Source organism: Ochrobactrum sp. A-1 (assembly GCF_022488005.1).
Classification (GTDB): Bacteria; Pseudomonadota; Alphaproteobacteria; order Rhizobiales; family Rhizobiaceae; genus Brucella.
Genome location: NZ_JAKVQC010000009.1, coordinates 283,543 through 304,815 on the forward strand (window position 1 = coordinate 283,543; position 21,273 = coordinate 304,815).

Below are 21,273 nucleotides of genomic sequence, written 5' to 3' on the forward strand. Positions count from 1 at the left end.
CGTTTTCGGACAGAGGATTGGCCACCCAGCGCACATTATAAGGAGTAAACGGTGGCCCGACGAAAACTTCTCCATGCACAGGATCGGCGGGAGCTATTTGATATTCCGACTGATGAGGACAGCCTGATCCAGCACTACTCTCTGTCGCCAGTTGATCGGCTGGAAGTCGAGCTTCGCAGACGCGGACATAACCAGCTCGGGTTTGCCGTGCAACTCTGCCTGATGCGCTATCCTGGCCGGACGCTGCTACCAAACGAAACCCCGCCTGCTGCGATGCTCAATTATGTCGCCGGGCAGTTAAACGCCGACCCCCGGCTATTCGAATTCTATGCCCGGCGTGAGGAAACCCGCCGCGAGCATACTGCTTACCTTCTCGGATATCTCGGGATGAGAAGTGCAACGGCGCAGGACCGGCGCGCCGCGTTGCTGGCGGGGATCGAAGCCGCGGCGACAACAGATAAAGGAGTGACGATCGCGAAGGCAATCGTCGGCTCCTTTCGGGAGCGTCGAGTTCTGTTACCGGCAATCAATACGGTCGAGCACCTGGGACTGACAGCTCGCCGCATCGCCCGTCGTCGCGCCGAGAGCGCATTACTGTCGGATCTCGATCCGGAAAAGCTCGAAACCCTCGATGCGTTGTTAGACGTTGATCCGTCGATCGGGCAGACGCGCCTTCATTGGCTGCGGTCTGGTCCCGACGCGCCGGGCGCCGACAACCTGGTCGGATTGACGGAACGCATTGCGTTCCTACGCTCGCTCGGGATCAATCCCAGGTTACAGGCCCGCATTTCCTCCGGGCGATGGGAGCAGATGATTCGAGAAGGCGACGCAGCTCCGGCCTGGCTTGCCGAAGACTATGGCGCCAGCCGCCGGCACGCGACGATCGTGGCGCAGATCGTCAAGCTCGGCCAGAAGCTCACCGACGATGCCGTGATGATGTTCATCAAGCTGATGGGCCGGCTGTACTCGAAGGCAAACAACCAGAAAAAGCAGCGTCACATGGATGCCCGCCTTGAAACTTCCAAGGCACTCCGGTTGTTCCTCGACACGATCGTCGCCCTGCAGGCGGCCAATGACACCGATGAAGATGCGCTTGCGATAGTTAACCGGCAAGTCGGCTGGCATCGACTGCTGCAGATCAAGCCCGGTCTTGAAGCGATGGTTGAGAGCGCCAGTGCTTCGCCTCTCGTGCTGGCGGCCGAGCAGCATGGGAACATCCGAAAGTTCGCAGGGGCCTTCCTTCAGGCGTTCAGGTTTAAATCGCGTCGCCGACATGATCCGCTTCTGGCGGCGGTCGCGGCTCTGCAACTGCTTTATGCGGAAGGACGGCGCGTTCTGCCGGATCGCGTGCCTGTCGGCCATCTTGGGGCAAACGAGAAAAAGCTCATCTTCGAAGACGGGAAACCGGATCGTCGGCTTTACGAGATTGCAACGCTCACGCATCTGCGTGACCGGCTACACCGGCGAGACGTGTGGGTTGAGGGAAGTCGTTCGTTTCGACCGATCGATGAAGATCTGATGTCGAAACCCACCTTTGCCACCCTGAAGGAAGAAAACCAGCTCGGCCTTGGTGTTCCAAGTGATGGCGCTGTCTGGTTGGCAGAGGTTGGCCAGACGATGGACGCCAACCTCAAACGCTTGGCCTGGCAGGCCCGTTTCGGGAAACTCGATGGGGTAAGGATGGAGAATGGCACGCTTATCGTGACGCCGCTTGCCAGCAATGTACCGGTCGCAGCCGAAGCCATCAATGCCGAAATCACGGAGATGTATCCCCTAGTTGAGGTCCCCGATCTCTTGCGGGAAGTGCATGAGTGGACCGGGTTTGCGGACCAGTTCACTCACGTCCGGACCGGCGATGTACCTCAGAACGTCGCTGCCATGCTGGCCGGCGTGCTTGCCGATGGCACGAATCTCGGCCCAAAACGGATGGCCGGAGCGTCGAAGGGCATCAGCGCTCATCAGATCGGCTGGATGCGTAGCTTCCATGCCCGCTCCGAAACTTACCGGGCCGCGCAGGCCGCCGTGACCAATGCCCACACTGTGCATCCGCATTCGCAAATCTGGGGCAACGGGAAGACTGCTTCATCCGATGGGCAATTCTTCCGTGCCAGCGACCGGGCTGCCAGACGCGGCGACATCAACCTTCATTATGGCAGTGAGCCTGGCACGAAATTCTACAGCGGGCTTTCCGACCAGTACGGCTATTATAGCATCCTGCCGATCAGCCCGACCGAAAGCGAGGCCGTGTATGTGCTCGACGGCCTGTTCGACCACGACACCATTTTGGAGATCGAGGAGCTGTTCACGGATACCGGCGGCGCCAGCGACCATGTCTTCGCGCTATTTTGCCTGATCGGCAGGCGCTTCTCGCCGCGTCTTCGCAACATCAAGGACCGGAAGTTCCACACCTTCGAGAAGGCCGATATCTATCCGACGCTGGCAAATCACATCGGCGCGCCAATCAATACCGCGCTTATCATGGAGCATTGGGACGAACTGCTGCGCTTTGCGGCCTCGATCATGACGCGTGCCGTCGCGCCATCGACGATCCTCAAGTGGTGCTCGTCATCGAAATCCAGCGATTTGGCCAAGGCATTGCGCGAACTCGGTCGCATCGAGCGCACCATGTTCATGATCGAATGGTATTCTAGCCCGGCGCTGCGTCGGCGTTGTCAGGCGGGTCTCAACAAGGGAGAAGCCGCGCACAAGCTGAAACGCGCCGTCTTTTTCCATGAGCGTGGCGAAATCCGTGATCGTTCTTTTGACAGCCAAGCGTTCCGTGCCTCAGGGTTGAACTTGGTGGTCAGTGCCATCGTGCATTGGAACACCGTCTATCTCAGCCGGGCAACCGCGCACCTACGTCAGCAGGGTCGGCATATTCCTGACGAACTGCTGAAACATGTCTCGCCGCTCAGTTGGGAGCATATCAACCTTACCGGCATCTATTCGTGGGACGCCGAGCAACAAATGCCAGACGGCTTTAGGCCGTTGCGGGTTCCCGCACGAAACCTGCGTGCCGCGTGACGTTCATGCTCCGTTCGAGCTTAGCGTACGATTTTCTGCAAATCTTGTTCCGACCCCCACATGCCCTGAAACCTATGTCTGGCGCGCAGCTACAAGCCGCTCGCCGCGCTGCCGCAGATAGATTCTATCAAATCGGCATGTCATATGTTCCTGAAGATTATACCGTAAAATTCAGGAAAAGCTTAACCGGGGTTGCTCGTGGTCATGTCCGGCAAATTGAGGCCCCACGACCTGTCACACGCAAAAGCCTTTACATCTTTTTACACGAATGCGCCCATGCTCATCTTCACTTCGGCGGAACAAGGTTGCCACGTCACGTAGAGGAATTACAGGCTGAAAAATGGGCGCATAGCAAAATGAGAGAACACGGCATTCCCGTCCCTCGTACTATGACAGAGCGTGCCAAGAAGTATGTTGCCAGGAAGATTGTGCAAGCCGAAAAGCGAGGCGCAAAATCAATCGACCCCGAAGCCCGACGCTTCGCTTCTTCTCGCTGATTTCCACGAAAGCAGGACCAGTCAAAAAGCAGCGGTGTGAGGTGTAAAACACCGTTGCGTTTGCAGTCGTCTTACGTTGAAGATAATGATGATCTTCTCCATGATAGTCACGATTGCGCGTTAGAGCGTCGGGCGATTAATGTGCAACGCAACCTGCAGCCTTGAAATAGTTCCAGCATTCCTGCGGTGAGAATAGTCCGCAGACTTTTCCGACGGCTTTCCAGAGATCGTCGTAGGTCCTTGCCTTCGCCTTGCGCAACAAGGACTTGAGCTTTGAAAAAGCCATCTCAATTGGATTTTTGTCCGGTAAATATTGCGGGAGGAACAGGATCCAAGCGCCCTTTTCAGCGATGGCCGCAGCCGCTCTGGGGCTTTTGTGGACGTTGAGATTGTCCCAGATCACCACATCGCCCGGCGTGAGCGTCGGTGCAAGTTGGGTGCGTACGTAGATGTCGAACTTCTCGCCGTCCATGGTACCATCAACGACGAAGGGCGCGGTGATGGCATCGCATCGCAGACCGGCGATAAAGGTCTGGGTATTCCATTTACCAAATGGTGCATCAGCTTGAAGGCGTTGGCCTTTTCTGCTCCTGCCGCGTATCGGTGTCATGTTGGTCTTGATGGACGTTTCATCGACAAAGACGAGACGACCGGGGTTCTTTTGCATGGCGGGCTGGCGATGCTCACGCCACTCATCACACTCCTTGCGCACGTCGGCGCGTGCGCGTTCGGCTGCCATCAGCGTTTTTTTATAGGTAAAGCCCGCTCGGCAGAGCAGCTTCGACAGGTTCGAGGTGTCGGCCTTTAGTGCGTGATGCTCCTCCAGCCACATCGCCAGGTCAGGCATGGTGATATCCGGCTGCACTTCCACCTTGGCAATGATGACATCCCGGCAAAGACCCAGTTTACCGCTACCACCGGGCCGTCCACGGCGGGAAGGATCGACCGAGCCCGTTCGATCCAGCCGCTGCTTGAGCCGAACCGCTGTGGCGGGGGAAACCTTGAAAGTAGCCGCAGCAGCCCGCCGCGACTGGCCCTCTGATATCGCATCGACAATTCGTTGACGAAGGTCCAAAGAGTAGGCGTGAGACATGGCAAATCCTCCTGCCATGTTGAATCACAAATCTGCAGCCGATGGAATCGGCAGATTCACAAAATCAACCCGACGCTCTAGCTGAGCTTGAATCGAGAAAACCATGCCGTTTGCCCGCGGTCGAATAACCTGACATGGCAGCCCGCACTGAGAATATCTTTCAGATCATGTTTGTGAACACGTGACCCCGGCCAGTTCGATACCGACACGTTTCAACCCATGGACAAGTCCCTACCCCGCAATCTGACCGCAGAAAATTTGCGACAGAACTCCACAGTGTGATGCAGATCATTATGTCATTCGGATACCGTAAATTTCGTGGTATAAGCCTCAAATAAATCGAGGACGATGAAAATGCCAAGACCGTCAACTTTGCTGAAGAGAAATCGCAAGTTCATTCACCAACTTGCCGAAAAATATCGCGTTCGCAATCCGCGTGTATTCGGATCGATCGCGGCTGGTACAGATACGGAAGAAAGCGATATCGATATTTTGGTCGATGAAACTCCAGAAACCACATTCTTCAAGCTCGGTGGCCTTCAAATCGAACTTGAAGAAAGGCTTGGCGTCAAGGTTGATGTATGTACACCGGGAGATTTACCTGAGAAGTTCCGCCAGGATGTGATCAACAGGGCCATCGCCATATGAGCCAACCGGAATTGCGTCTGTCCGACTACCTGGCTCACATCAGAGAAGCCTGCCAGGAAGCCATCAACTTTACAGATGGCATGAAATTCGAAGACTTTACACTTGATATCAAGAGCCAGCGGGCTGTCATGATGGATTTCATCATGATCGGAGAGGCTTCGTCCCGCATAGCAAAAGAGTACCCCGAGTTTATTGCCAGCCGCTCGGATATCCCATGGATCCAAATGCGCGGCATGCGCAATCGCGTGGCGCACGGATATTTTGACCTGAACCTCAGCACAGTATGGAAATCAATCCAGGTAGAATTGCCGGAGCTCCTGACCGCTCGTTCGAAATAATCAACGACCGCCAAGAGCGCCGCGCCAGTATGATCGATATCTGCTCCTAACAACAACGCCATATCGACGGCCTATTCTTCCTTGCCTTGGAAGGTGTGAACCGTTCCGGCACCGACCTTCAGCCAATCCGAGAGTTCATCGGTTTCAGTGCAACACTTTATGAGAGACCGCTTCTTCGGGGACACACCTATCAAAGCTCAGTGTAGCTACACCGCGAATTCGAAGGGTGCCAGGCAGGCGCCGTAAGGGACGCGCACTGTCAATAGTGCGGGTACGGCTGGGTTCGCAACGATGTTGACCATGCAAGGCACTAACTCACAAACTTTCGTAAGCGGGTAGGCTACCCACGTATCTTTCGTCGGTATGATGGGCGATTTTCTGCGTGAATCATGCGGAGAATCCTATGAGCGACACTGTGAATCAGGCCCGGACATTCGAGGTTTTGACGGCGGAACCTGTGCGGAGCCGACGGCCGCCGCGTGACTGGTCGGATGACGCTGAATGCTTTGTTGGCTGCGGAAATAAAGCTGGCAGCATCATGTGTCGTGACGCCGGCGAGCCTTGCGACCTGCCCGCCTGCAAGGGGGACTTCTATCGTGGTGAAACCCAGCGTGCTGGTAATCTTTGCCGGGCCAGCCCAGGAAGAAAAGGGCGCCTGATGGTGGCTACCAAGGAAGTTGATTCCTGTGGCAGTCAGCTCCGCGGCCCATGACGCGTGACCGAGGGAACGAAGGAATACTCCCTTCCATGCGCGTCTTTTGAGCTGCTTTGGCGCTGTCATTTTTCGGCGCCTCCGCTTGCTATCAGAATGTCCTGGGTAGCGCGAAATGCGTCTTGCAGCGACTTGTGGTTATCGAGACCTTCGAGAGCATAGCTGTTGAGGAACTGGCGCCCGGCGAACAGCTTGCGGTCGACGGGGTTCAGGTCTGCTTCGTCGCAGACGCCTTGCCAGTGCTCGGCGATGGTTGTGATCTGATGTTCGATCAGCGCGGCGGCTTCGGTTTCTTTCAGGTGATAATCCGGCGCGGCGGCGAGCAGAGTGGCGAGCGTGCTGGCGCGGCTATCGCCCTTGATGAGCATGGCCTGCGTGGCTTCGTTGCCGGTACGGCCTTGCGGGCAGATGTCATAGGCAGGCGTCAGCGTCAGCATCCTGCCATCCCAGAAGGCGGCATGATTGCGGGCATGGTCGTCGGTGTTACCGCACAGCACATTGAAGCAGATCCGTCCGTAGAGCTCCTTAAGAGTGTCCTTAGGGTCAGTGAAGCGGTGGCGGATGAGTTCGGCCAAGTCTTCGTAGGAGGCATAGCGGGCCATCATCTCATCGAGGCCCAGCATGGTCAGGGCAGAAACCATGGCGTGCCGCGTCCAGCCATCTTTTGTATGCGTGCGGTCAAAGCGCTCGATAAGCAGCACGTCCTTATGGGCGGCGCGGGTCATCGACACGGGCGCTGCGCTCAGTTCGCAGGCCGCTGCCAGCTTCATCGCGATGAATTCGGCCTTCACGACGCTGTAAGTGTCGTTGGCGGCCGAGAATTTAGCGATGAATTTCTTTGCGCCGTCGTCGATGAGAGCCTTGGGGCGTGCACCACCAATCGACGTGCCGTGATTGAGGGCCTGATCGAGTGCCGGGGTCAGAGGCACGCCTTTTTCGATAAGGGCGGCCGCTTCCATGAGTTCGGCGAGCGATGCTTGTGCGGCAAGGCGGGGGACATACTCTGTGGCCGATGCCTGGAAATCGAGGGCGCCAATGCGGTCAGAGCCCGATTGGAGCAGAAAGGTCAGCTCGCTGATCTCCGGCACGCCAGCAGCGTCGGGCTTTTTGCCCGTCAGCCTATTGATGATGACGCGGCGACCCCAAGCGTCCGGCGAGGCGTCGCGAATGCAGCTTGCCATTTGTAAGCCGTTGATGGGCGCGATGACTCCTTCCTGGAGGGGGAGTTCAGGTTCATAGAGGGAAATGGCGCTCCTACGGCGCCGGTAGCTCGTACCGTAGGTAAAGAGCAGGCGTTCGCCATCCTGGTCCAGGCGGCCCGCGACGACCGGTTCCGTCGCCCCCGGCAGCCACATCCAGACAAAAGCTTCGGTAGCGTCCGCCTTAGAAGTCATCATCGATTTCCTTCACACTGTGGCGGACGCTCTTAGGCAGAAGGGTCAGTTTTTCGTCAAGGCGGGCATTGTGCATCTGGAGGGTGCGCTCGTCATAGTCGAACAGGCGTACGCCGACGATGGAGGCGACCTCAAAGGCGATGCCGATCTCGGGGCCCGGCGCGCCTTTTTCGATGCTGGAAAGGGTCGTGCGGCTGATGCCGGCGCGGTCGGCCAGTTCTTGCGCGGTCAGGCCGCGCTCGGCACGGCCGACGCGGATCAGCTTGCCGAGCATGGCGAGCGCCTGGTGTGTGACTCTGGAGTAGCTTCTCTGACGGGGCACGGTTATACCTGATTTGTTCATTTGAGTGGACGTGATGCCTTCTCATGTCCGGAATTTTGCACATTATGCCATAGGGCTGACGTCTAGTCAAGCTTTGTTCATTTGATTGATCATAAGAGTTGTTCGTGCCCAGAATTTTGTACAAACTAAAAGTCTTGCGCGCCCGCGAGCGGTCAGGCTCTAGTCTTTGCCCGGAGCCCCGCAACGGGTGGCACCGTTACCTTAATCAGAGCGTAAACATCAGCGGCGATAACAGGGTATGACGGAACCTCGCGCCTCACTTTATCACCGCCATCGTTTTCCAGCCGAAATCATCGCCGAAGCTGTGTGGCTGTATTTCCGCTTTCCCTTGAGCTTTCGCATGGTTGAAGACATGCTGGCCTACCGGGGGATTATTGTTACCCGCAAAACGGTCCGCGAATGGGCTGAGAAGTTCGGGCGAGACTATACCAACAAAATCCGTCGCCGTACCCCACGCCTTGGTGATAAATGGCACTTGGATGAAGTCGTTATTACGATAAAAGGCAAACGCCATTTTTTGTGGCGCGCTGTTGATCAGGATGGCTTTGTGTTGGAAGTTTTGGTTCAAAAACGCCGTGATACCAAGGCTTCCAAGCGTTTCATGCGTAAACTGCTATCCAGTCAGGGTGCTTCTCCTCGTATCATGGTCACAGATAAGCTTGGCTCTTATGGAACGGCCAAGCGGGAGATCGGTCTCACTCTATGTGATCATCGTCAGCATAAGAGGCTGAACAATCGGGCTGAGAATTCCCACCAGCCCATACGGCGGCGCGAGCGGGTGATGAAGCGATTCAAATCAGCACGACATTTGCAACGCTTCGCATCAGTCCACGACCCGATTTACAACCTTCGTCACTTTCCCCGCAATCAATTCAACGCCACTGATCATCGCGAACTACGACAAACCGCCACCAGCATGTGGCGTGAAATCGCATGCCTGAAAGCCAAGTAGGAACAACAATATAGGCCGAGTTACGCTCGCGCTCCGATTAAGGTAACGGTGCCCGCCCCATATTCTCACGGACATATCCGTTACATCAGAGAAAAGCGGATCACATCTGGCTTCTGCTTTATTCCGCACCCAAAACATAATCCACCCAAGCAGGCCTATGTTCCGGCATCATCAATAAAGATGCCGAGATGCCATGGCGCAACAATGCAATTAGCTTGAACGCATCATGCCAGATCGGGCAATCCATTTGCATTCCCGCGGCTCATTTCGTTTATGGTCTTACGGTAACGGGTCTTGCGACCAGTAAGGAGGACAAATGACTGTCATACTTCCTAGCAGCGGACGTAGCATAGTGACTGCCGCTGTCACGCCGTGCGAACATCTCCGATGAATTCCTCGAGTGTGATCAGATGTGGGCGCACCGCTTGTAGATAGGCGTCATGGATTCCAGCCGGGACGACAAGACGCACGCCTACTTCGGTCATTTCACGGAATTGCGCTTCTGAAACATCTTCCTGAAGGGTCAGACGATGTTTCGTTCGAATGCGTTCGACTTCATTTATAATCTGCCGCCATCTGTCCTTGCATGTTGTTTTTGCGCCAAGCATACGTAATCGATGCGCTGGAAATGATGCGTCCTCATAGGCTGTAATGTTCGGGACCAACCCATCAGATTCAATATCAGTTGCCGGGTCAATATTGACATGGACCATAACATGGACCATTTATTATGCAAAGTATGTGCGAAACACAAAGGAACATGGACCATGCGCGTATCTGTCAGTGACGCGAAAGGCCAGCTCACCGAACTGGTAAAGCGAGCTGAAGCCGGGGATGAAGTCATTTTGACCCGTCGCGGCCATGAGATCGCACGGCTTGTAGCCGTTGCGACAGCGCCCGGCCCTAAGGGCCGACGCGCACTGATGGAAAGGGTGAGGGCAACGGCGGCGGCGAAAGCATTACCCGGGGCTAATGCTGCGCGTAGTCAGGACTTTCTTTATGACGACGATGGGATGCCCATATGATCGCCGTCGATACATCCGCGCTCATGGCGATCGTCCTCAATGAGCCCAAAGGCGAAGCTTGCATGACCGCAATCGAACAGTCTGATGAGCTATTGATTTCCGCAGGAACAGTTACTGAAGCCCTCATTGTTGCTGCGCGACGTAATGTCGGTGAAGAGGTTGACGCATTGATTTCCGGGCTCGGCTTCGAAATCGTATCCGTGACAGCCGCTTCCGCACGCCGGGTCGCTAACGCTTACGCCAGATGGGGCAAAGGCATTCACCCAGCTTCGCTCAACTATGGTGACTGCTTTTCCTATGAAGTTGCTCACGAGCATGGCTGTCCCTTGCTCTATGTAGGAGACGACTTCGTTCAAACAGACCTGCGCTCGGTTCTATAATGGTTGACTCCAGCCAATGCGATATCCGGTTAACCGGCGATGCAATGTTTCTCACCGCTATGACTTCTTCGAGAAAGCAGCGTCGGTATTGTCTCGACCAAATGAAATAAGCTGGTTGCGCGCCTAGGATGCATTATTTTCCCATCGGTTCCAGAATAACGCGCCTGCTAATAACACCATTTCGGCACCAGAACCCTTTTCTTTCACGATGACTCATATCCGCATGATGCGAAGTAGTTTTGAGCATTTTGTGAATCGATATAGGCTCTAACGGTGAATGAACCGCAATACTATCCGATTCCTGGACACGCTGCCCCGGACGCCTACCAAATTCCCGATGCGTGTTTTCGGATATTGTTTCCTGCACACTTCAAATTTGAGATCGTGCTTGATAGGATCCGCCGCGTGTAAACATCACCGATAACGTGACCGGAGATGTCTGCATATCCCCGGCGGTCCGGGAAGAGCGTCGGGGATTTAAATGATTTGGGCAATTACGATGACTGTCGCAACACAGCACATGCACACCATAATGACGTATCGTACAGAAAACAGTTCGCTGAACCAATCATCGAAACGATGATCCTGTGCTGATTCCGCCTGTTCGTTGGCTTCAGTGGTGAAAAGCGCGTTTAACACTTTTGATTTATGATAATCGAGACGACCATGCATGACCCCGCTCCTGCATATTGAGAGTGGTATTTATCATAAAGTCAAATTTCGATCATCTTTGACTTTCGTTGATCGACATAAGTTTACAACCGTACCGTCGTCAAACGGTAGCGGGCTGTAAAACCGTGAACAGCGCCCCACCATCGCGGTCCAGATCCTGAATATCCAGGAGAAGCAAGCCATCGGATTCGGGCACCACGAGTTCCGTCTTTGTGGCGTTCATTGCGGCTGCAACGGCCTTTTTGTTTCCCCACGCTTTTCCACGCCTGGTCACATCCGGACCATCTTCAGGCCTAGCGATGCTGAATTCAACGCCGCCCACATCAATGCCGTCGCAGATGAGATTTCCGGTTCCATGCAATAATGTAACAGCCATCACTACTCCCTGTTTCTTAATCAAAATCATCCAAAGTTTAGCAGCTTGTCAGTTTTCAGAACCATCCTGCTTCGCTTTTAACCGCTCATTCAATAGGAGCTTGAGCCGCGCATTTTCCGCTTCCAGCTCTTCCAGTTCTTCGTCTGTCACCGGTCCGTCTTCAGGCTTGGGATTTGGCCTTTTCGCACGAGGCCGCTTTTGCGGTGATTTGAGAACGGGAGGCGAGGCTAGAATTTCATCTATCCCCTCCTCTTTCCGCTCGGGCTCCACAACAACTGGCCCTTCTTGAGGGACCTTCGGCTCTTCAGCGGACGATAACACCTCAGAAGAAGCGACGGGCTCGACCTTTGGGGCTGCTGCCTTGCCATTTATTTCATCGGGATCTGTGGTCGTAACTTTGATGGATAGTCGCGTTGGCAATATAGGTTCAGGCTGCTCAGAGCTTTCGCCGGCTGTGGGTTCAGCATCTGGCTTTTCGTTCGGCAAAGCCGACCTCTTCCGCGATCGCCAACTCTTCAACCGCGCAACGAGACGTTCCCCCAGTGACTTCATCGTGATCGACCTCCCTATCTGGTGTGCCGAGATGCTGTCAGCTTGAGCCTGACAACACAATAGTTTTGGCAACCATGGGCCCTTACACATGTCACCAGAACGCTTGAACAGATCAGTTATCGAGGCTGGCAGAGCAGTCTTAGCGATCGTTTCTCTACTGCTGTTCCAATCGTCGAAGCATTTTGAGCAACTGTCTGTTCGGTGTTGTCACGTTAACTGGGCTACAGTTGCCTGCCTGACGGTTTGGGCGTAAATTTTGGCGATGCAGACATCAGATATCATCTTCAAGCGTCACCGTTTTCCGCCACAGATTATTGCTCATGCGGTGTGGCTTTATCTGCGGTTCAACCTTAGTCTGCGTGAAGTTGAAGAAATGCTGCTTGAGCGTGGAATTGACGTATCATACGAGACAGTTCGTCGTTGGATCGCCAAGTTCGGACCCCAGATCACACGCAACTTGCGGCGGCGTCAGGCGCGCCCTGGCGATATTTGGTATTTGGACGAAGTGGTCGTCAAATGCGCTGGAGAGAAATTCTGGCTCTGGCGTGCGGTGGATCAACATGGCTCCGTTCTCGAAGAAATCTTGCAGAAGCGGCGTGATAAAAGGGCGGCAAAGCGACTGCTCGTGGCGTTAATGAAGCGCTATGGCTTTGCTCCCAAACGGATCATCACCGATAAGCTCCGCTCCTACGGTGCAGCAAAGGCAGAAGTGGCGCCCGGCCTTGACCATTGGTCGCACAAGGGCCTCAATAATCGGGCCGAAAATAGCCATCTGCCGTTTAGGAAACGGGAGCGAACCATGCAAGGTCATCGGTCGCCTGGAGCGTTGCAACGGTTCGTCTCCATGCACTCAGCGACCCGCAATTGTTTCTCTGTTCCATCTCGTCGCCGAGCCGCACACACAATTCGCTACCATCGCCTCGAAGCTTTCGATGCATGGAAAATTGCGGCCTGTTTCGCCTGAATATCTACGAGCCACGGGCCTTTCCGGCCAGAGAAACTTAACGTGACAACACCTCATAGATGCTTACGCATCACCCTTTTGGATGACTATTCACGCACGGCGACCAGCTGTTGTGAGGCAGTTTCAGTTTCCGATATCATTGCAGGAGGTTGCGGCTGTTTCCGTAAATGACTGTATCGCAAAGGGTCACAAGCGAGAGCACGACCTGCAATTCATCCCAACCCGCTTTCTTCGCCTCGTCGAGCAGATGATTAAACGCGGCTTGCAGCGCAAATTGGCATTCGATCGCATAGCCTGTTTCGTCGACCTTCTTGGTTGGCGGATTGATCGTTCGCACCATCAGGCGGCCTTTCCAAATGGCTCGGGATAACCGAAGAAATACCCCTGCATCACGCTCACGCCGAGATCCTTCAGACAGCGCGCCTCGATCTCCTGCTCCACGCCTTCGGCTATCAACATCGATTTGAGATTCTCGGCTGTTGTCACCAAGCCATCGACGATGGCTTGTCGTGTGGTGTCGAGATGAATGTTGCGAACAATCGTCGCCGAAATTTTGAGAATGTCCGGGCGCAAGGCGATGATCGTTTCCAGATTGCTATATCCGGTTCCGCAATCATCGACGGCAAACCGAACTCCCAGTTTTCTCGCTTCATCGATGCTGTTGCGCAGAAATCGGAACGTGTCGTGATGATCGTCCTCGGTTATTTCAAACACGAGACGGCTATAAGGAAATCCGTGCTCCCAAGCATACGCAATGGTATCCTCAATGCCGTAGAGATAGTCAGCCAACGCACCCGCCGAGATATTTACGAACAGGCTCTTGTCGGAGGAATAATCATCAATCGCAGATCGACGGCATTTCGCATCGAAGCGATTGAGATGGCAGGCCCCAACAGCTTTAAACAGTTCTGCCACAGAGGAATGTGCCTGGCTTCGAACCAATGCCTCATGTCCGAGCACCAGGGTGTCGTTCGAATATTCGACAATTGGCTGATAGTGCATCTGGATGACTGGCAGATCGGTATCCGCCAGTTCATTTAAGGGTCGGTCTCGTCTGCGACCAAAGGGAGCGGCCACGCGTTTTATTTTCGATTTCAGCATGCCCGCCCCTTTTGGCTCCCCACTAGCTCACTTGAAATGATACGAGGCTTTGAGGAACAGGCTGTGGAACCTGACATTGTTTCGGAAGACGTCGTTGCTCGATTTCTTGCCAAGATCGGTGAACAGGTATTCTGCACCAACGCTGACATTGTCGAAGGCGAGGAAGTCAATGCCCGCGCCAACTGCATAGCCAAAACGGGTCTTGGTCTCGGACTCGACAGTCGCTCCGTCCACTGACAGACTGTTCTTGATACCGCCATAGGCCAGACCTCCCGTACCATAGACGAAGACACGATCAGCCGTGTAACCGAGCTTGGCCCGAACCGTGCCCAGATATTTCAGAGATTGGCGAGCCTCAAGAGAATGGCCCTGGTAGCTGGCACCGACGTAACGATCCCAGTCAAGGAAGTTGATGTCGGCAACGGCACCCAGAACGAGATTGTTTTCGAATTGATGATTATATCCGATATGGACACCGCCGATGAACGTATCCCGATGACCACCGGAGCTATAAGAAATAGCGTCAGCAGATCCGGCATCGTCCGCCACTGCCAGCGTTCCGGTGTCGAGCGAGGCAGTGCTCAGAGTTTGCATCGATGCGGCAGCAGGTGCTGATGCAGCCTGATCGACGGCTATTGCTCCCGCTCCGGTATTCGACGTCTGGCCGATGCCCCACGCCTTGCACGGATCGGCCCATGCTATGGCACTGGTATTCGTGGTCGAAGCCGCTGCCCAAGCAAAATCGCCGAGGTCACAGCTCTGCTCCGGATCAGTCGGGTCGGTAGGATCTGTAGGATCAGTGGGATCTGTCGGGTCCGTGGGATCAGTTGGGTTTACCGGGGTCGGTTTCGAGCTGGCGGGAACATGTGGTGCTCGCTGTCCCCTCGCCCAGCCAAGTTGACCGCCGATATACAGACCCGTCCACATCGGCAATGCCTGGTAAACGGGTGGCTCAACGACGGGATCGGGAATGACAGGATCTGCTGCAAGCGCCGGAACAACCGAGCTGAGCAGAAATCCAATAGCGACGGCTTTTTTCATCTTGTTTCGATTCCTGATAGTTCAGACTGCGACCGCTGCCTCCCCATTCGGGGGCGGGGTGATGCTTGAGACGGCGGCCGCAGTCGATCAGCGATGGAGAGGGGCTATATTAGTTTCCACCGCCATTGATGGCGCTGTTCAGACCTGCGCCATCAAAGCCGAGAGAGATCGTACCGGTATTGACAGCGCCAGCGGCAACAGTCGAGATGCCAGCGAGATCCGTGCCGTTGCTGAGGATGTTCACGCTGCCATTGATGTCGGCATTGTTGAACGCTTCGTTGACGGCGTAGACGCCAATGGCGGGACCGGAAGTCGAGCTGGCGACCGTCTGATTGATGCCGACGCTAAGATTGCCGAGCGATGCGAACGTGCCTTCAGCGGCCAGGGCATCAGCGGCCGTGCTGGACGTCGAAGCCGAGGCCTGGGACACTTCACCATCGAGATATTTCAGATCGGTCAGCGAGATGTTGGCAGTAGTCGAGGACGAGTTGCTCGCAGCCGAGACAGCGGTGGCAATATGGCCCGTGTTGACCGCGCCTGCAGCGACCGTCTTGATGACGTCCGTCGACTTCACGATTGCGCCGCCGATGCTGCTTGCTTCGTCGATATCCACGTTAGCCAGCAGATGAGCATTCACTGCGGCTTTCACCTGAGCGGCCGCAGCGGCCGGATCGACGAGGGAACCCTGAATGTCCACGTCACCTGCGACGCCAATATCGACCGCGCCAGAGATCGACGAAGACTCGTTGAAGTTCGGAACGCCGATGATGTTCACGCTGCCGTCAATTTCGGACGTGTTGATCGCACGGTTGATCCAGTTACCGTTTTCGAACTGGCTCATCTGGTCGATGACAGGCTGGCCAATCGTCTTCGAGAGGCTCTGAGCCTGTGCAGCCGGACCGATGCCGAGAATGATTGCGGCGACAGACGCCGATGCAAGAAACTTGTTCATTTTCGTCTCCACGGCAGTCCCCCATTACTGCCTTTGATTGCTATTTCAGGTGCTGGGGTGCACCATCCGACCTCCCGCGATGCGGTAAGTTCGATCCATCAGGAACCGGGCTTTTCAGCTCCGCTGTTGTTTGGAACCCAGCCGCCTTTGGCAGCGTCCCACTTCATGAGGCTCTTCTGCTGACTTCCGTTCGCTGGAATAGAACCTGAGGAAACAGTGTTATTGGTGGGACGAGAAACCGCAGTTGGCGTTTTCGCAAGCGTCAGGTCGACTGGTTTCGCCGCCTGGGCCACCTGCACCGATTTCTTCTTTTCAAGGGATGCCATGGCATCGCTCGTGCTGGTGTGGGCGATCACACCGTGCATTTTCTCAATGTGGGCACGGCAGTCCGCGTAATTCTCAGCCTTCATCACCTGCGTCAGCAGCTCGAACGTGCCGAGATAAAGCATCTGACGAAGGGCGAAATGGAGAGCTTCTCGCTCGCGCCCACCAATCTGGGCGTTCACCAGGGTGTCACCGAAGAAACGACCAGCCGTCGCGCCATATTCGCTGGCATAGATTTGCTTGTGGATCGGCACATTAGCGACGATGCGGCCGCTGCCCGCGTCGGTGAGTGCGAGATCGATGCCTACAAGCATCCGGTTTTGCCGATACTTCGCCCCGACACCAGCCACCTCCGCTTCCACGCCACCGCCTGGAATGAAATCGAGGCTGTTGATGCTGCCTGTGACGTAATAGCTGGTTGGAATGATCCGCCGATTATCGCGGATCTTCCATTCCATCTCGGTGGTGGTCACACGCGGGTCGCGGCGATTGACGATGGTGGTCCCGGCCTTGAACAAAGCAGACTGGACCATGTCTCCCGCGCCCTGGGTGACGAACTTGCCCACACCACCATCGGTGAAGCTTTCCTTCCCCGTCTGGTCTAGAATTGCGCCGACGGAGAACACGACATTTTTCGACACGCGGCCATTCAGGCACATTAGCGCTCTGTCGAACGGCGTCACGATGTCGGAAACGGGTGGCCCTTCCATGAGCTTTGCATTCATTTTCGGGGGCGTAATAGCTGTTGCCGTGCAGGCCGACAGTGACAAAGCCACCCCGAAAGCGGTTGCGATACGAGAAACTTTCATTGACCCCGCCTTCAGCCTTACTGGCAGCCCGACGTGGCAGATGTCGTACCGGAATGACCGATATTGACACTGCCATCCTGACAGCCGTTCGAATTCGAAGAGCTGCTGATATCGATGTTGTTATTATTGCCCGACAGATCGATGTTCGTGGTCGTGTTGTTCACCGACCCGATGGCATTCGTGTTCTGCCCAATCTTGGTGACGGAGTTATTCGTTACTGTCTGATTGATCGTCGTTTTGCCGAGAGACTCGTAATACCCCTTCTCGCGCTTTTCGATCATGTCAGCCTGAAGAAGGCGGAGGTTTCGATCAGCAGTCGACGAGAAGCTGTAATTGCCTGTCCAGTCCGTTGCTGGTGACATTGTGCTCTGTGCGTTCGAAGCAAAAACTGCTCCAAACACAAGGGCTGCACACCCAAATGCCTTGAAAAAAGACGCAGTAATTCCCCGCACTGGAAGCCCCTCCTAAGTGCACTACTCATATTCCCGTGATATTTACTGCGTATCACTCAATATTGTTTGTGAAAATCCCTTGATCCGGGGATTTATTACATATTACGTCTGCTTTTCGTCACTTTTTTGCTTTATTTACGATGACCAGGCCGAGCGCGATAGCTTCGTGAACCGCATGGGTTCGGCTCGCAGCATTTAGTTTCTTGAGAATCGATTTTGAGTGGTCGCCAACAGTGTGTTCGGAGAGTCCCAATATTTGCGCCACCTGGCCGTTCGTGTGACCTTTGGCAAACTCGGAAAGAACCTGCAGTTCTCGTTTGGTCAGTTTCGCCCTCGTCTCATTCATCGGTGCGGGAGCAGGACTATCAGAAGCGTCCAAAGCAGAAGCGCTCTCTCGGCTACGTTCGACGAGTTCCATCTTCCGCGTGATCTTGGTTTCGAGCAGATCAAAATCGATTGGCTTGGTCAGATAATCGTCCGCGCCCAACCTTAAGCCCTCCAGGATGTGAGAACGATCAGCCAGAGCTGATAGGAAAATGAAAGGAGTGGAACTTAGGTGAGGCATCGTTGAGCGGATTCGCTTCAAAAGTTGCAGGCCACCAAAACCGGGCATGAGAACATCGCAGAGGATCAAATCGGGACGCTCTGCACCTAACAGCGATAAAGCTTCTTCTCCGCTCCTTGCAGACATGACCTTGAAGCCAAATTTCGATAGCCCGAATATGAGTTCCTTGCGAATATCAGCTTCGTCCTCGATACAAAAAACCGTTCTCTGTCCGCACATGTTTGATTTATTCATGATTTTTTCCCATCCAGCGGCAACGTAAGCTCGAACGTTGTTCCGCTACCTGGTGTTGATTTGCAGGTGATCGCACCCCCGTGCAGCTGTGCCAGCATCGAGGAAAGGCTCAACCCAAGGCCGCTACCTGGGAGGTGTGAAACGTTCGCTGCGCGGAAGAACCTGTCAAAGATTCTGTTCTGATCCCCGGCCGGAATACCAATCCCATAGTCCGTGACCGAGCAGACGATCTGATCGTCGCGCGTCCGGAGCCTGACGTCGACTGGTGTCGACAAGCTCGAATACTTTTCCGCATTCGAGAGAAAGTTGATAATCACCTGCTCCAGATGCGTTGCGTCACCACAAGTCCAGATCGGTTTTTCAGGAAGAAAGAGGTTCACGCGTCGCTCTGGATAGATATCTGTGTGATATGAACAGGCCTTCTGTACGACTTCCGAGAAATTTATATTTGTTACCAACAGATCGAGACTGCTTTCAGTCAGCCGATCATTGTTAATCGTGCTATCTATAATCAAATTGAGACGCTTGATGGCAGTTCGAATACGCTGTGCCTTCTCAACTAGAATCTCTTTCGTCACATCCTGTGGCCAGCGAACAAATCTTTGAGCAATCAGGTCGATAATCGCTATGGGTGTGCGAAACTGGTGCGATACCGTGGTCAAGAAGTTTATGTAGACCGCGTTCGTCTGGCGCTCGTTTTCCAGCGACTCCTTGAGAGCAGCTGTTCGTTCGGCAACGGTGTCTTCCAGTTTCTCATTATAAGCGAAGAGATCTGCATGTGCCTGATTGAGCGCACGGATATTCGACATCAGGAGCCATGACAGCGCCGCTCCCGAAACCAATAGCCCTACACTCGACATCATTAGCAGGTATATGGCGCGCAACTGATTATCACGCTGCCTTCCTGCTTCCACACGCTGCTGGATCATCGTCTTGTTGCCCAAACGCGACAGGCTGTCGAAGATGGGATCGAGCAATGCATAGACGCGTCTGGCATTACTCTTGCCGTCATCGAGAGCGATTTGGACGACATTCAAAATACGATTCAGCTCATCGAGTTGCTCTTGGCCGTCGATGCTGACATAAAAGTCGTATTGTGGGCTGTCGTTAATCAATTTGACCCTGCTTAGCAGGATATCGTATCTGAAGGCGACGTCTTCATATTCATAATACTCAGGAGATAATAGCAGCGTTTCAGCGAGCTTACGCGCTTCTCTTTCTGTCTCCGTAACATTCCAAAGCATATTCTCTCCCGTGAACGTTGAGAGTGCTTTGTGAATAGAAAGAAGCTGGATGAAGGCGTACGCAAGTACGGCAACGAATACGATAATGGCAACACTTGCGACTACATAGCCACGTCTGTGGGTCATCATTTTATGATCGATATCTCTTTCAGCTGCCAGGCCCAGCGATGGTCGAACCGGGAGTCTTCCAGCTCCGTGAATTCGTCGCGCGGATAGACCAGCCAATAAGGTCCCTTATCGCGTACCGTCAGCCTTTTGCCGTCCATATAGGCTGCGACAAGCACCTTGTACTTGGTCGCATCTTCCAGCGGAATATTGACGACATAATCGTTCAGCGCCAGCGCACGCAATTTCATGCCGCCCGCTGACGAAACATCAATACCTGCCTTGGCTAGAACATCAGAGAGTAATATGCCTTTGAACTCATGCTGCCCTTTTGTCCACGCCGTGTGCGTATTAACAATCTTAAGTGGCTGAGCCAGCAATTCAGCCTCGGGAATTACGATAGTTTTTCCGTCTACCGTTTTAATGGTCAGATCGCCAATGGTTCTGCCAGCCGCCGAATTGACCATGCCAATGGCGCAGACCGCCAATACGGCCACGGATTTTAAAAGAAAGCGCTTTGAAACCTGCATTCCCGCCCCGCCAATCTTTATTGGAAGCGGCATCGCAAATCATAGACATGCCGAGTAAATCTCCGCACATGCCTGTACAATTTCCCGCCCCAACAATTCTAACAGGCTCTGTCCCAAGCCACAGAGCCTGATCTAATCACTTAGCATTTCCACACATACTAACATATCTCCCGATCAGGGGGTTTTTGCTGGCTCAGTCGCTTTCATGATCGGTTTTGATCCTTAACTTCTTTAAAAGTGACTGCACTTATTATGAGCCTGTCACGCAATCTCCCCTTTGGTTGGAGCTAATTGTTATACGTATATAACTTTAAACGCAATGGTAGAATTCATGAATGCTAAGAAAGGAGATCGAACACGTCAGCAGCTAATTGAAGCTGCTGCGGCTGAGATCGCTGCACTTGGCCGAAAAGCAAAGATGGTCGATGTCGCCGCACGGTTGGGCCTTACGCAACCTGCGGTCTACCGACATTTCAAGTCCAGGAACGACGTCCATGATGCGGTCGTCACCGACTTTCGTGAAAAGCTTCGCGAGCTTGTAAAAAACTCGCTGATTCCTCCGTCCGCCAGCGCTGACGATCTCAAATCGCTAACCGCTGCCGCCATTACCAATCTGCTGACATTCATGCAAAACAACCGCGATGCCATGACCGTAGCAATGCTACATGAACCCGAGGGTGAGGAGACACGTCAGGAGCTTATCAGCATGATTGCGGCGAACGTCAAAGCTGAGATCGAAGCAGGGCATTTTCGACAGGATGTCTCTGCTGAATTCTTCGGTACCTGCCTTGTCGGAATCGTCGTTCAATTTGCCCGCCATCGCAGACCTACTGAGGATCTCCAATCTAAGGCCAAGTTGATTGCGTTGGTGCTTTTGCAAGGAATGCAATGCGCTACCAACTAGCACTACTTTGGCAGATTTGTGATTTTTGGGATTCCCCCAGGA

At 54.3% G+C, this 21,273-nt stretch carries 25 protein-coding genes; 9 read left to right on the forward strand and 16 right to left on the reverse strand.

The window, feature by feature from the left end:
* The first annotated feature begins 51 nt into the window (after positions 1 to 51).
* Complete coding sequence (locus MKS82_RS28665; RefSeq protein ID WP_240579631.1) at positions 52 to 3,024, forward strand: Tn3 family transposase; 2,973 nt, start codon at positions 52 to 54, stop codon at positions 3,022 to 3,024.
* A 633-nt stretch (positions 3,025 to 3,657) separates the two neighbouring features.
* On the opposite strand, the gene MKS82_RS28670 is transcribed toward MKS82_RS28665, so the two are convergent.
* Positions 3,658 to 4,614: an IS630 family transposase gene (locus MKS82_RS28670; RefSeq protein WP_138787118.1), complete on the reverse strand. Its 957-nt coding sequence runs from the start codon at positions 4,612 to 4,614 to the stop codon at positions 3,658 to 3,660.
* Between the two features lie 354 nt (positions 4,615 to 4,968).
* Between MKS82_RS28670 and MKS82_RS28675 the strand changes: the two genes are divergently transcribed.
* The 3 genes from MKS82_RS28675 to MKS82_RS28685 all read left to right on the forward strand — a co-directional run bounded on the left by MKS82_RS28675 (position 4,969) and on the right by MKS82_RS28685 (position 6,312).
* On the forward strand, positions 4,969 to 5,262 hold the full coding sequence (locus MKS82_RS28675) for a nucleotidyltransferase family protein (RefSeq protein WP_138787136.1): 294 nt from the start codon (positions 4,969 to 4,971) through the stop codon (positions 5,260 to 5,262).
* Complete coding sequence (locus tag MKS82_RS28680; RefSeq protein WP_138787117.1) at positions 5,259 to 5,600, forward strand: HepT-like ribonuclease domain-containing protein; 342 nt, start codon at positions 5,259 to 5,261, stop codon at positions 5,598 to 5,600. The genes MKS82_RS28675 and MKS82_RS28680 overlap by 4 nt, the downstream gene beginning before the upstream one ends.
* A 403-nt stretch (positions 5,601 to 6,003) precedes the next feature.
* Positions 6,004 to 6,312 (forward strand): hypothetical protein, encoded by a 309-nt coding sequence (locus MKS82_RS28685; protein WP_235894944.1) that lies wholly within the window; start codon positions 6,004 to 6,006, stop codon positions 6,310 to 6,312.
* A gap of 65 nt (positions 6,313 to 6,377) precedes the next feature.
* Here MKS82_RS28685 and MKS82_RS28690 read toward each other — a convergent pair whose 3' ends face one another.
* Positions 6,378 to 7,706 carry a type II toxin-antitoxin system HipA family toxin gene (locus MKS82_RS28690; protein ID WP_138787135.1) on the reverse strand — a complete coding sequence of 443 codons (1,329 nt, stop codon included), beginning with the start codon at positions 7,704 to 7,706 and terminating at the stop codon, positions 6,378 to 6,380.
* Positions 7,696 to 7,980: a helix-turn-helix transcriptional regulator gene (locus MKS82_RS28695; RefSeq protein ID WP_168436837.1), complete on the reverse strand. Its 285-nt coding sequence runs from the start codon at positions 7,978 to 7,980 to the stop codon at positions 7,696 to 7,698. The genes MKS82_RS28690 and MKS82_RS28695 overlap by 11 nt, the downstream gene beginning before the upstream one ends.
* 307 nt (positions 7,981 to 8,287) lie before the next feature.
* Between MKS82_RS28695 and MKS82_RS28700 the strand changes: the two genes are divergently transcribed.
* Positions 8,288 to 9,001 (forward strand): IS6 family transposase, encoded by a 714-nt coding sequence (locus MKS82_RS28700; protein WP_138787116.1) that lies wholly within the window; start codon positions 8,288 to 8,290, stop codon positions 8,999 to 9,001.
* A 365-nt stretch (positions 9,002 to 9,366) separates the two neighbouring features.
* Here the strand turns inward: MKS82_RS28700 and MKS82_RS28705 are convergent, their stop codons facing one another.
* Complete coding sequence (locus MKS82_RS28705) at positions 9,367 to 9,726, reverse strand: type II restriction endonuclease (protein WP_138787115.1); 360 nt, start codon at positions 9,724 to 9,726, stop codon at positions 9,367 to 9,369.
* Between the two features lie 42 nt (positions 9,727 to 9,768).
* On the opposite strand from MKS82_RS28705, the gene MKS82_RS28710 reads away from it, so the two are divergent.
* Positions 9,769 to 10,026, forward strand: coding sequence for a type II toxin-antitoxin system Phd/YefM family antitoxin (locus MKS82_RS28710; RefSeq protein ID WP_138787114.1), 258 nt, complete (start codon positions 9,769 to 9,771; stop codon positions 10,024 to 10,026).
* Positions 10,023 to 10,406, forward strand: a complete 384-nt coding sequence (locus MKS82_RS28715; protein WP_112591076.1) for a type II toxin-antitoxin system VapC family toxin — start codon at positions 10,023 to 10,025, stop codon at positions 10,404 to 10,406. Before MKS82_RS28710 ends, MKS82_RS28715 begins: the two co-directional genes overlap by 4 nt.
* A gap of 477 nt (positions 10,407 to 10,883) precedes the next feature.
* Here MKS82_RS28715 and MKS82_RS28720 read toward each other — a convergent pair whose 3' ends face one another.
* The 3 genes from MKS82_RS28720 to MKS82_RS28730 all read right to left on the reverse strand — a co-directional run bounded on the left by MKS82_RS28720 (position 10,884) and on the right by MKS82_RS28730 (position 11,940).
* Positions 10,884 to 11,078, reverse strand: coding sequence for a hypothetical protein (locus MKS82_RS28720; protein WP_138787113.1), 195 nt, complete (start codon positions 11,076 to 11,078; stop codon positions 10,884 to 10,886).
* Between the two features lie 100 nt (positions 11,079 to 11,178).
* A complete protein-coding gene (locus MKS82_RS28725; protein ID WP_138787112.1) occupies positions 11,179 to 11,484 on the reverse strand; it encodes a hypothetical protein in 306 nt (101 codons plus the stop codon).
* A gap of 18 nt (positions 11,485 to 11,502) precedes the next feature.
* Positions 11,503 to 11,940, reverse strand: a complete 438-nt coding sequence (locus MKS82_RS28730) for a hypothetical protein (protein ID WP_235889905.1) — start codon at positions 11,938 to 11,940, stop codon at positions 11,503 to 11,505.
* A gap of 328 nt (positions 11,941 to 12,268) precedes the next feature.
* Between MKS82_RS28730 and MKS82_RS28735 the strand changes: the two genes are divergently transcribed.
* Positions 12,269 to 12,970 (forward strand): IS6 family transposase, encoded by a 702-nt coding sequence (locus tag MKS82_RS28735; RefSeq protein WP_055661736.1) that lies wholly within the window; start codon positions 12,269 to 12,271, stop codon positions 12,968 to 12,970.
* Between the two features lie 136 nt (positions 12,971 to 13,106).
* On the opposite strand, the gene MKS82_RS28740 is transcribed toward MKS82_RS28735, so the two are convergent.
* The 9 genes from MKS82_RS28740 to MKS82_RS28780 form a co-directional block, all read right to left on the reverse strand.
* Positions 13,107 to 13,310 carry a hypothetical protein gene (locus tag MKS82_RS28740; RefSeq protein ID WP_240579632.1) on the reverse strand — a complete coding sequence of 68 codons (204 nt, stop codon included), beginning with the start codon at positions 13,308 to 13,310 and terminating at the stop codon, positions 13,107 to 13,109.
* On the reverse strand, positions 13,310 to 14,071 hold the full coding sequence (locus MKS82_RS28745; RefSeq protein ID WP_240579633.1) for an EAL domain-containing protein: 762 nt from the start codon (positions 14,069 to 14,071) through the stop codon (positions 13,310 to 13,312). The genes MKS82_RS28740 and MKS82_RS28745 overlap by 1 nt, the downstream gene beginning before the upstream one ends.
* Positions 14,072 to 14,098: 27 nt before the next feature.
* A complete protein-coding gene (locus MKS82_RS28750; protein WP_240579634.1) occupies positions 14,099 to 15,112 on the reverse strand; it encodes an outer membrane protein in 1,014 nt (337 codons plus the stop codon).
* Between the two features lie 109 nt (positions 15,113 to 15,221).
* Positions 15,222 to 16,064 carry a hypothetical protein gene (locus MKS82_RS28755; protein WP_240579635.1) on the reverse strand — a complete coding sequence of 281 codons (843 nt, stop codon included), beginning with the start codon at positions 16,062 to 16,064 and terminating at the stop codon, positions 15,222 to 15,224.
* Between the two features lie 98 nt (positions 16,065 to 16,162).
* A complete protein-coding gene (locus tag MKS82_RS28760) occupies positions 16,163 to 17,197 on the reverse strand; it encodes a CsgG/HfaB family protein (protein WP_240579636.1) in 1,035 nt (344 codons plus the stop codon).
* A 17-nt stretch (positions 17,198 to 17,214) separates the two neighbouring features.
* Positions 17,215 to 17,559: a hypothetical protein gene (locus MKS82_RS28765; RefSeq protein ID WP_240579637.1), complete on the reverse strand. Its 345-nt coding sequence runs from the start codon at positions 17,557 to 17,559 to the stop codon at positions 17,215 to 17,217.
* A 208-nt stretch (positions 17,560 to 17,767) separates the two neighbouring features.
* Positions 17,768 to 18,448, reverse strand: a complete 681-nt coding sequence (locus MKS82_RS28770) for a response regulator (protein ID WP_240579638.1) — start codon at positions 18,446 to 18,448, stop codon at positions 17,768 to 17,770.
* Positions 18,445 to 19,821 (reverse strand): sensor histidine kinase, encoded by a 1,377-nt coding sequence (locus MKS82_RS28775; protein WP_240579639.1) that lies wholly within the window; start codon positions 19,819 to 19,821, stop codon positions 18,445 to 18,447. Before MKS82_RS28775 ends, MKS82_RS28770 begins: the two co-directional genes overlap by 4 nt.
* On the reverse strand, positions 19,818 to 20,327 hold the full coding sequence (locus MKS82_RS28780; protein WP_240579640.1) for a molybdopterin-dependent oxidoreductase: 510 nt from the start codon (positions 20,325 to 20,327) through the stop codon (positions 19,818 to 19,820). Before MKS82_RS28780 ends, MKS82_RS28775 begins: the two co-directional genes overlap by 4 nt.
* 331 nt (positions 20,328 to 20,658) lie before the next feature.
* Between MKS82_RS28780 and MKS82_RS28785 the strand changes: the two genes are divergently transcribed.
* Positions 20,659 to 21,231 carry a TetR/AcrR family transcriptional regulator gene (locus tag MKS82_RS28785; RefSeq protein WP_240579641.1) on the forward strand — a complete coding sequence of 191 codons (573 nt, stop codon included), beginning with the start codon at positions 20,659 to 20,661 and terminating at the stop codon, positions 21,229 to 21,231.
* Positions 21,232 to 21,273 lie beyond the last annotated feature (42 nt).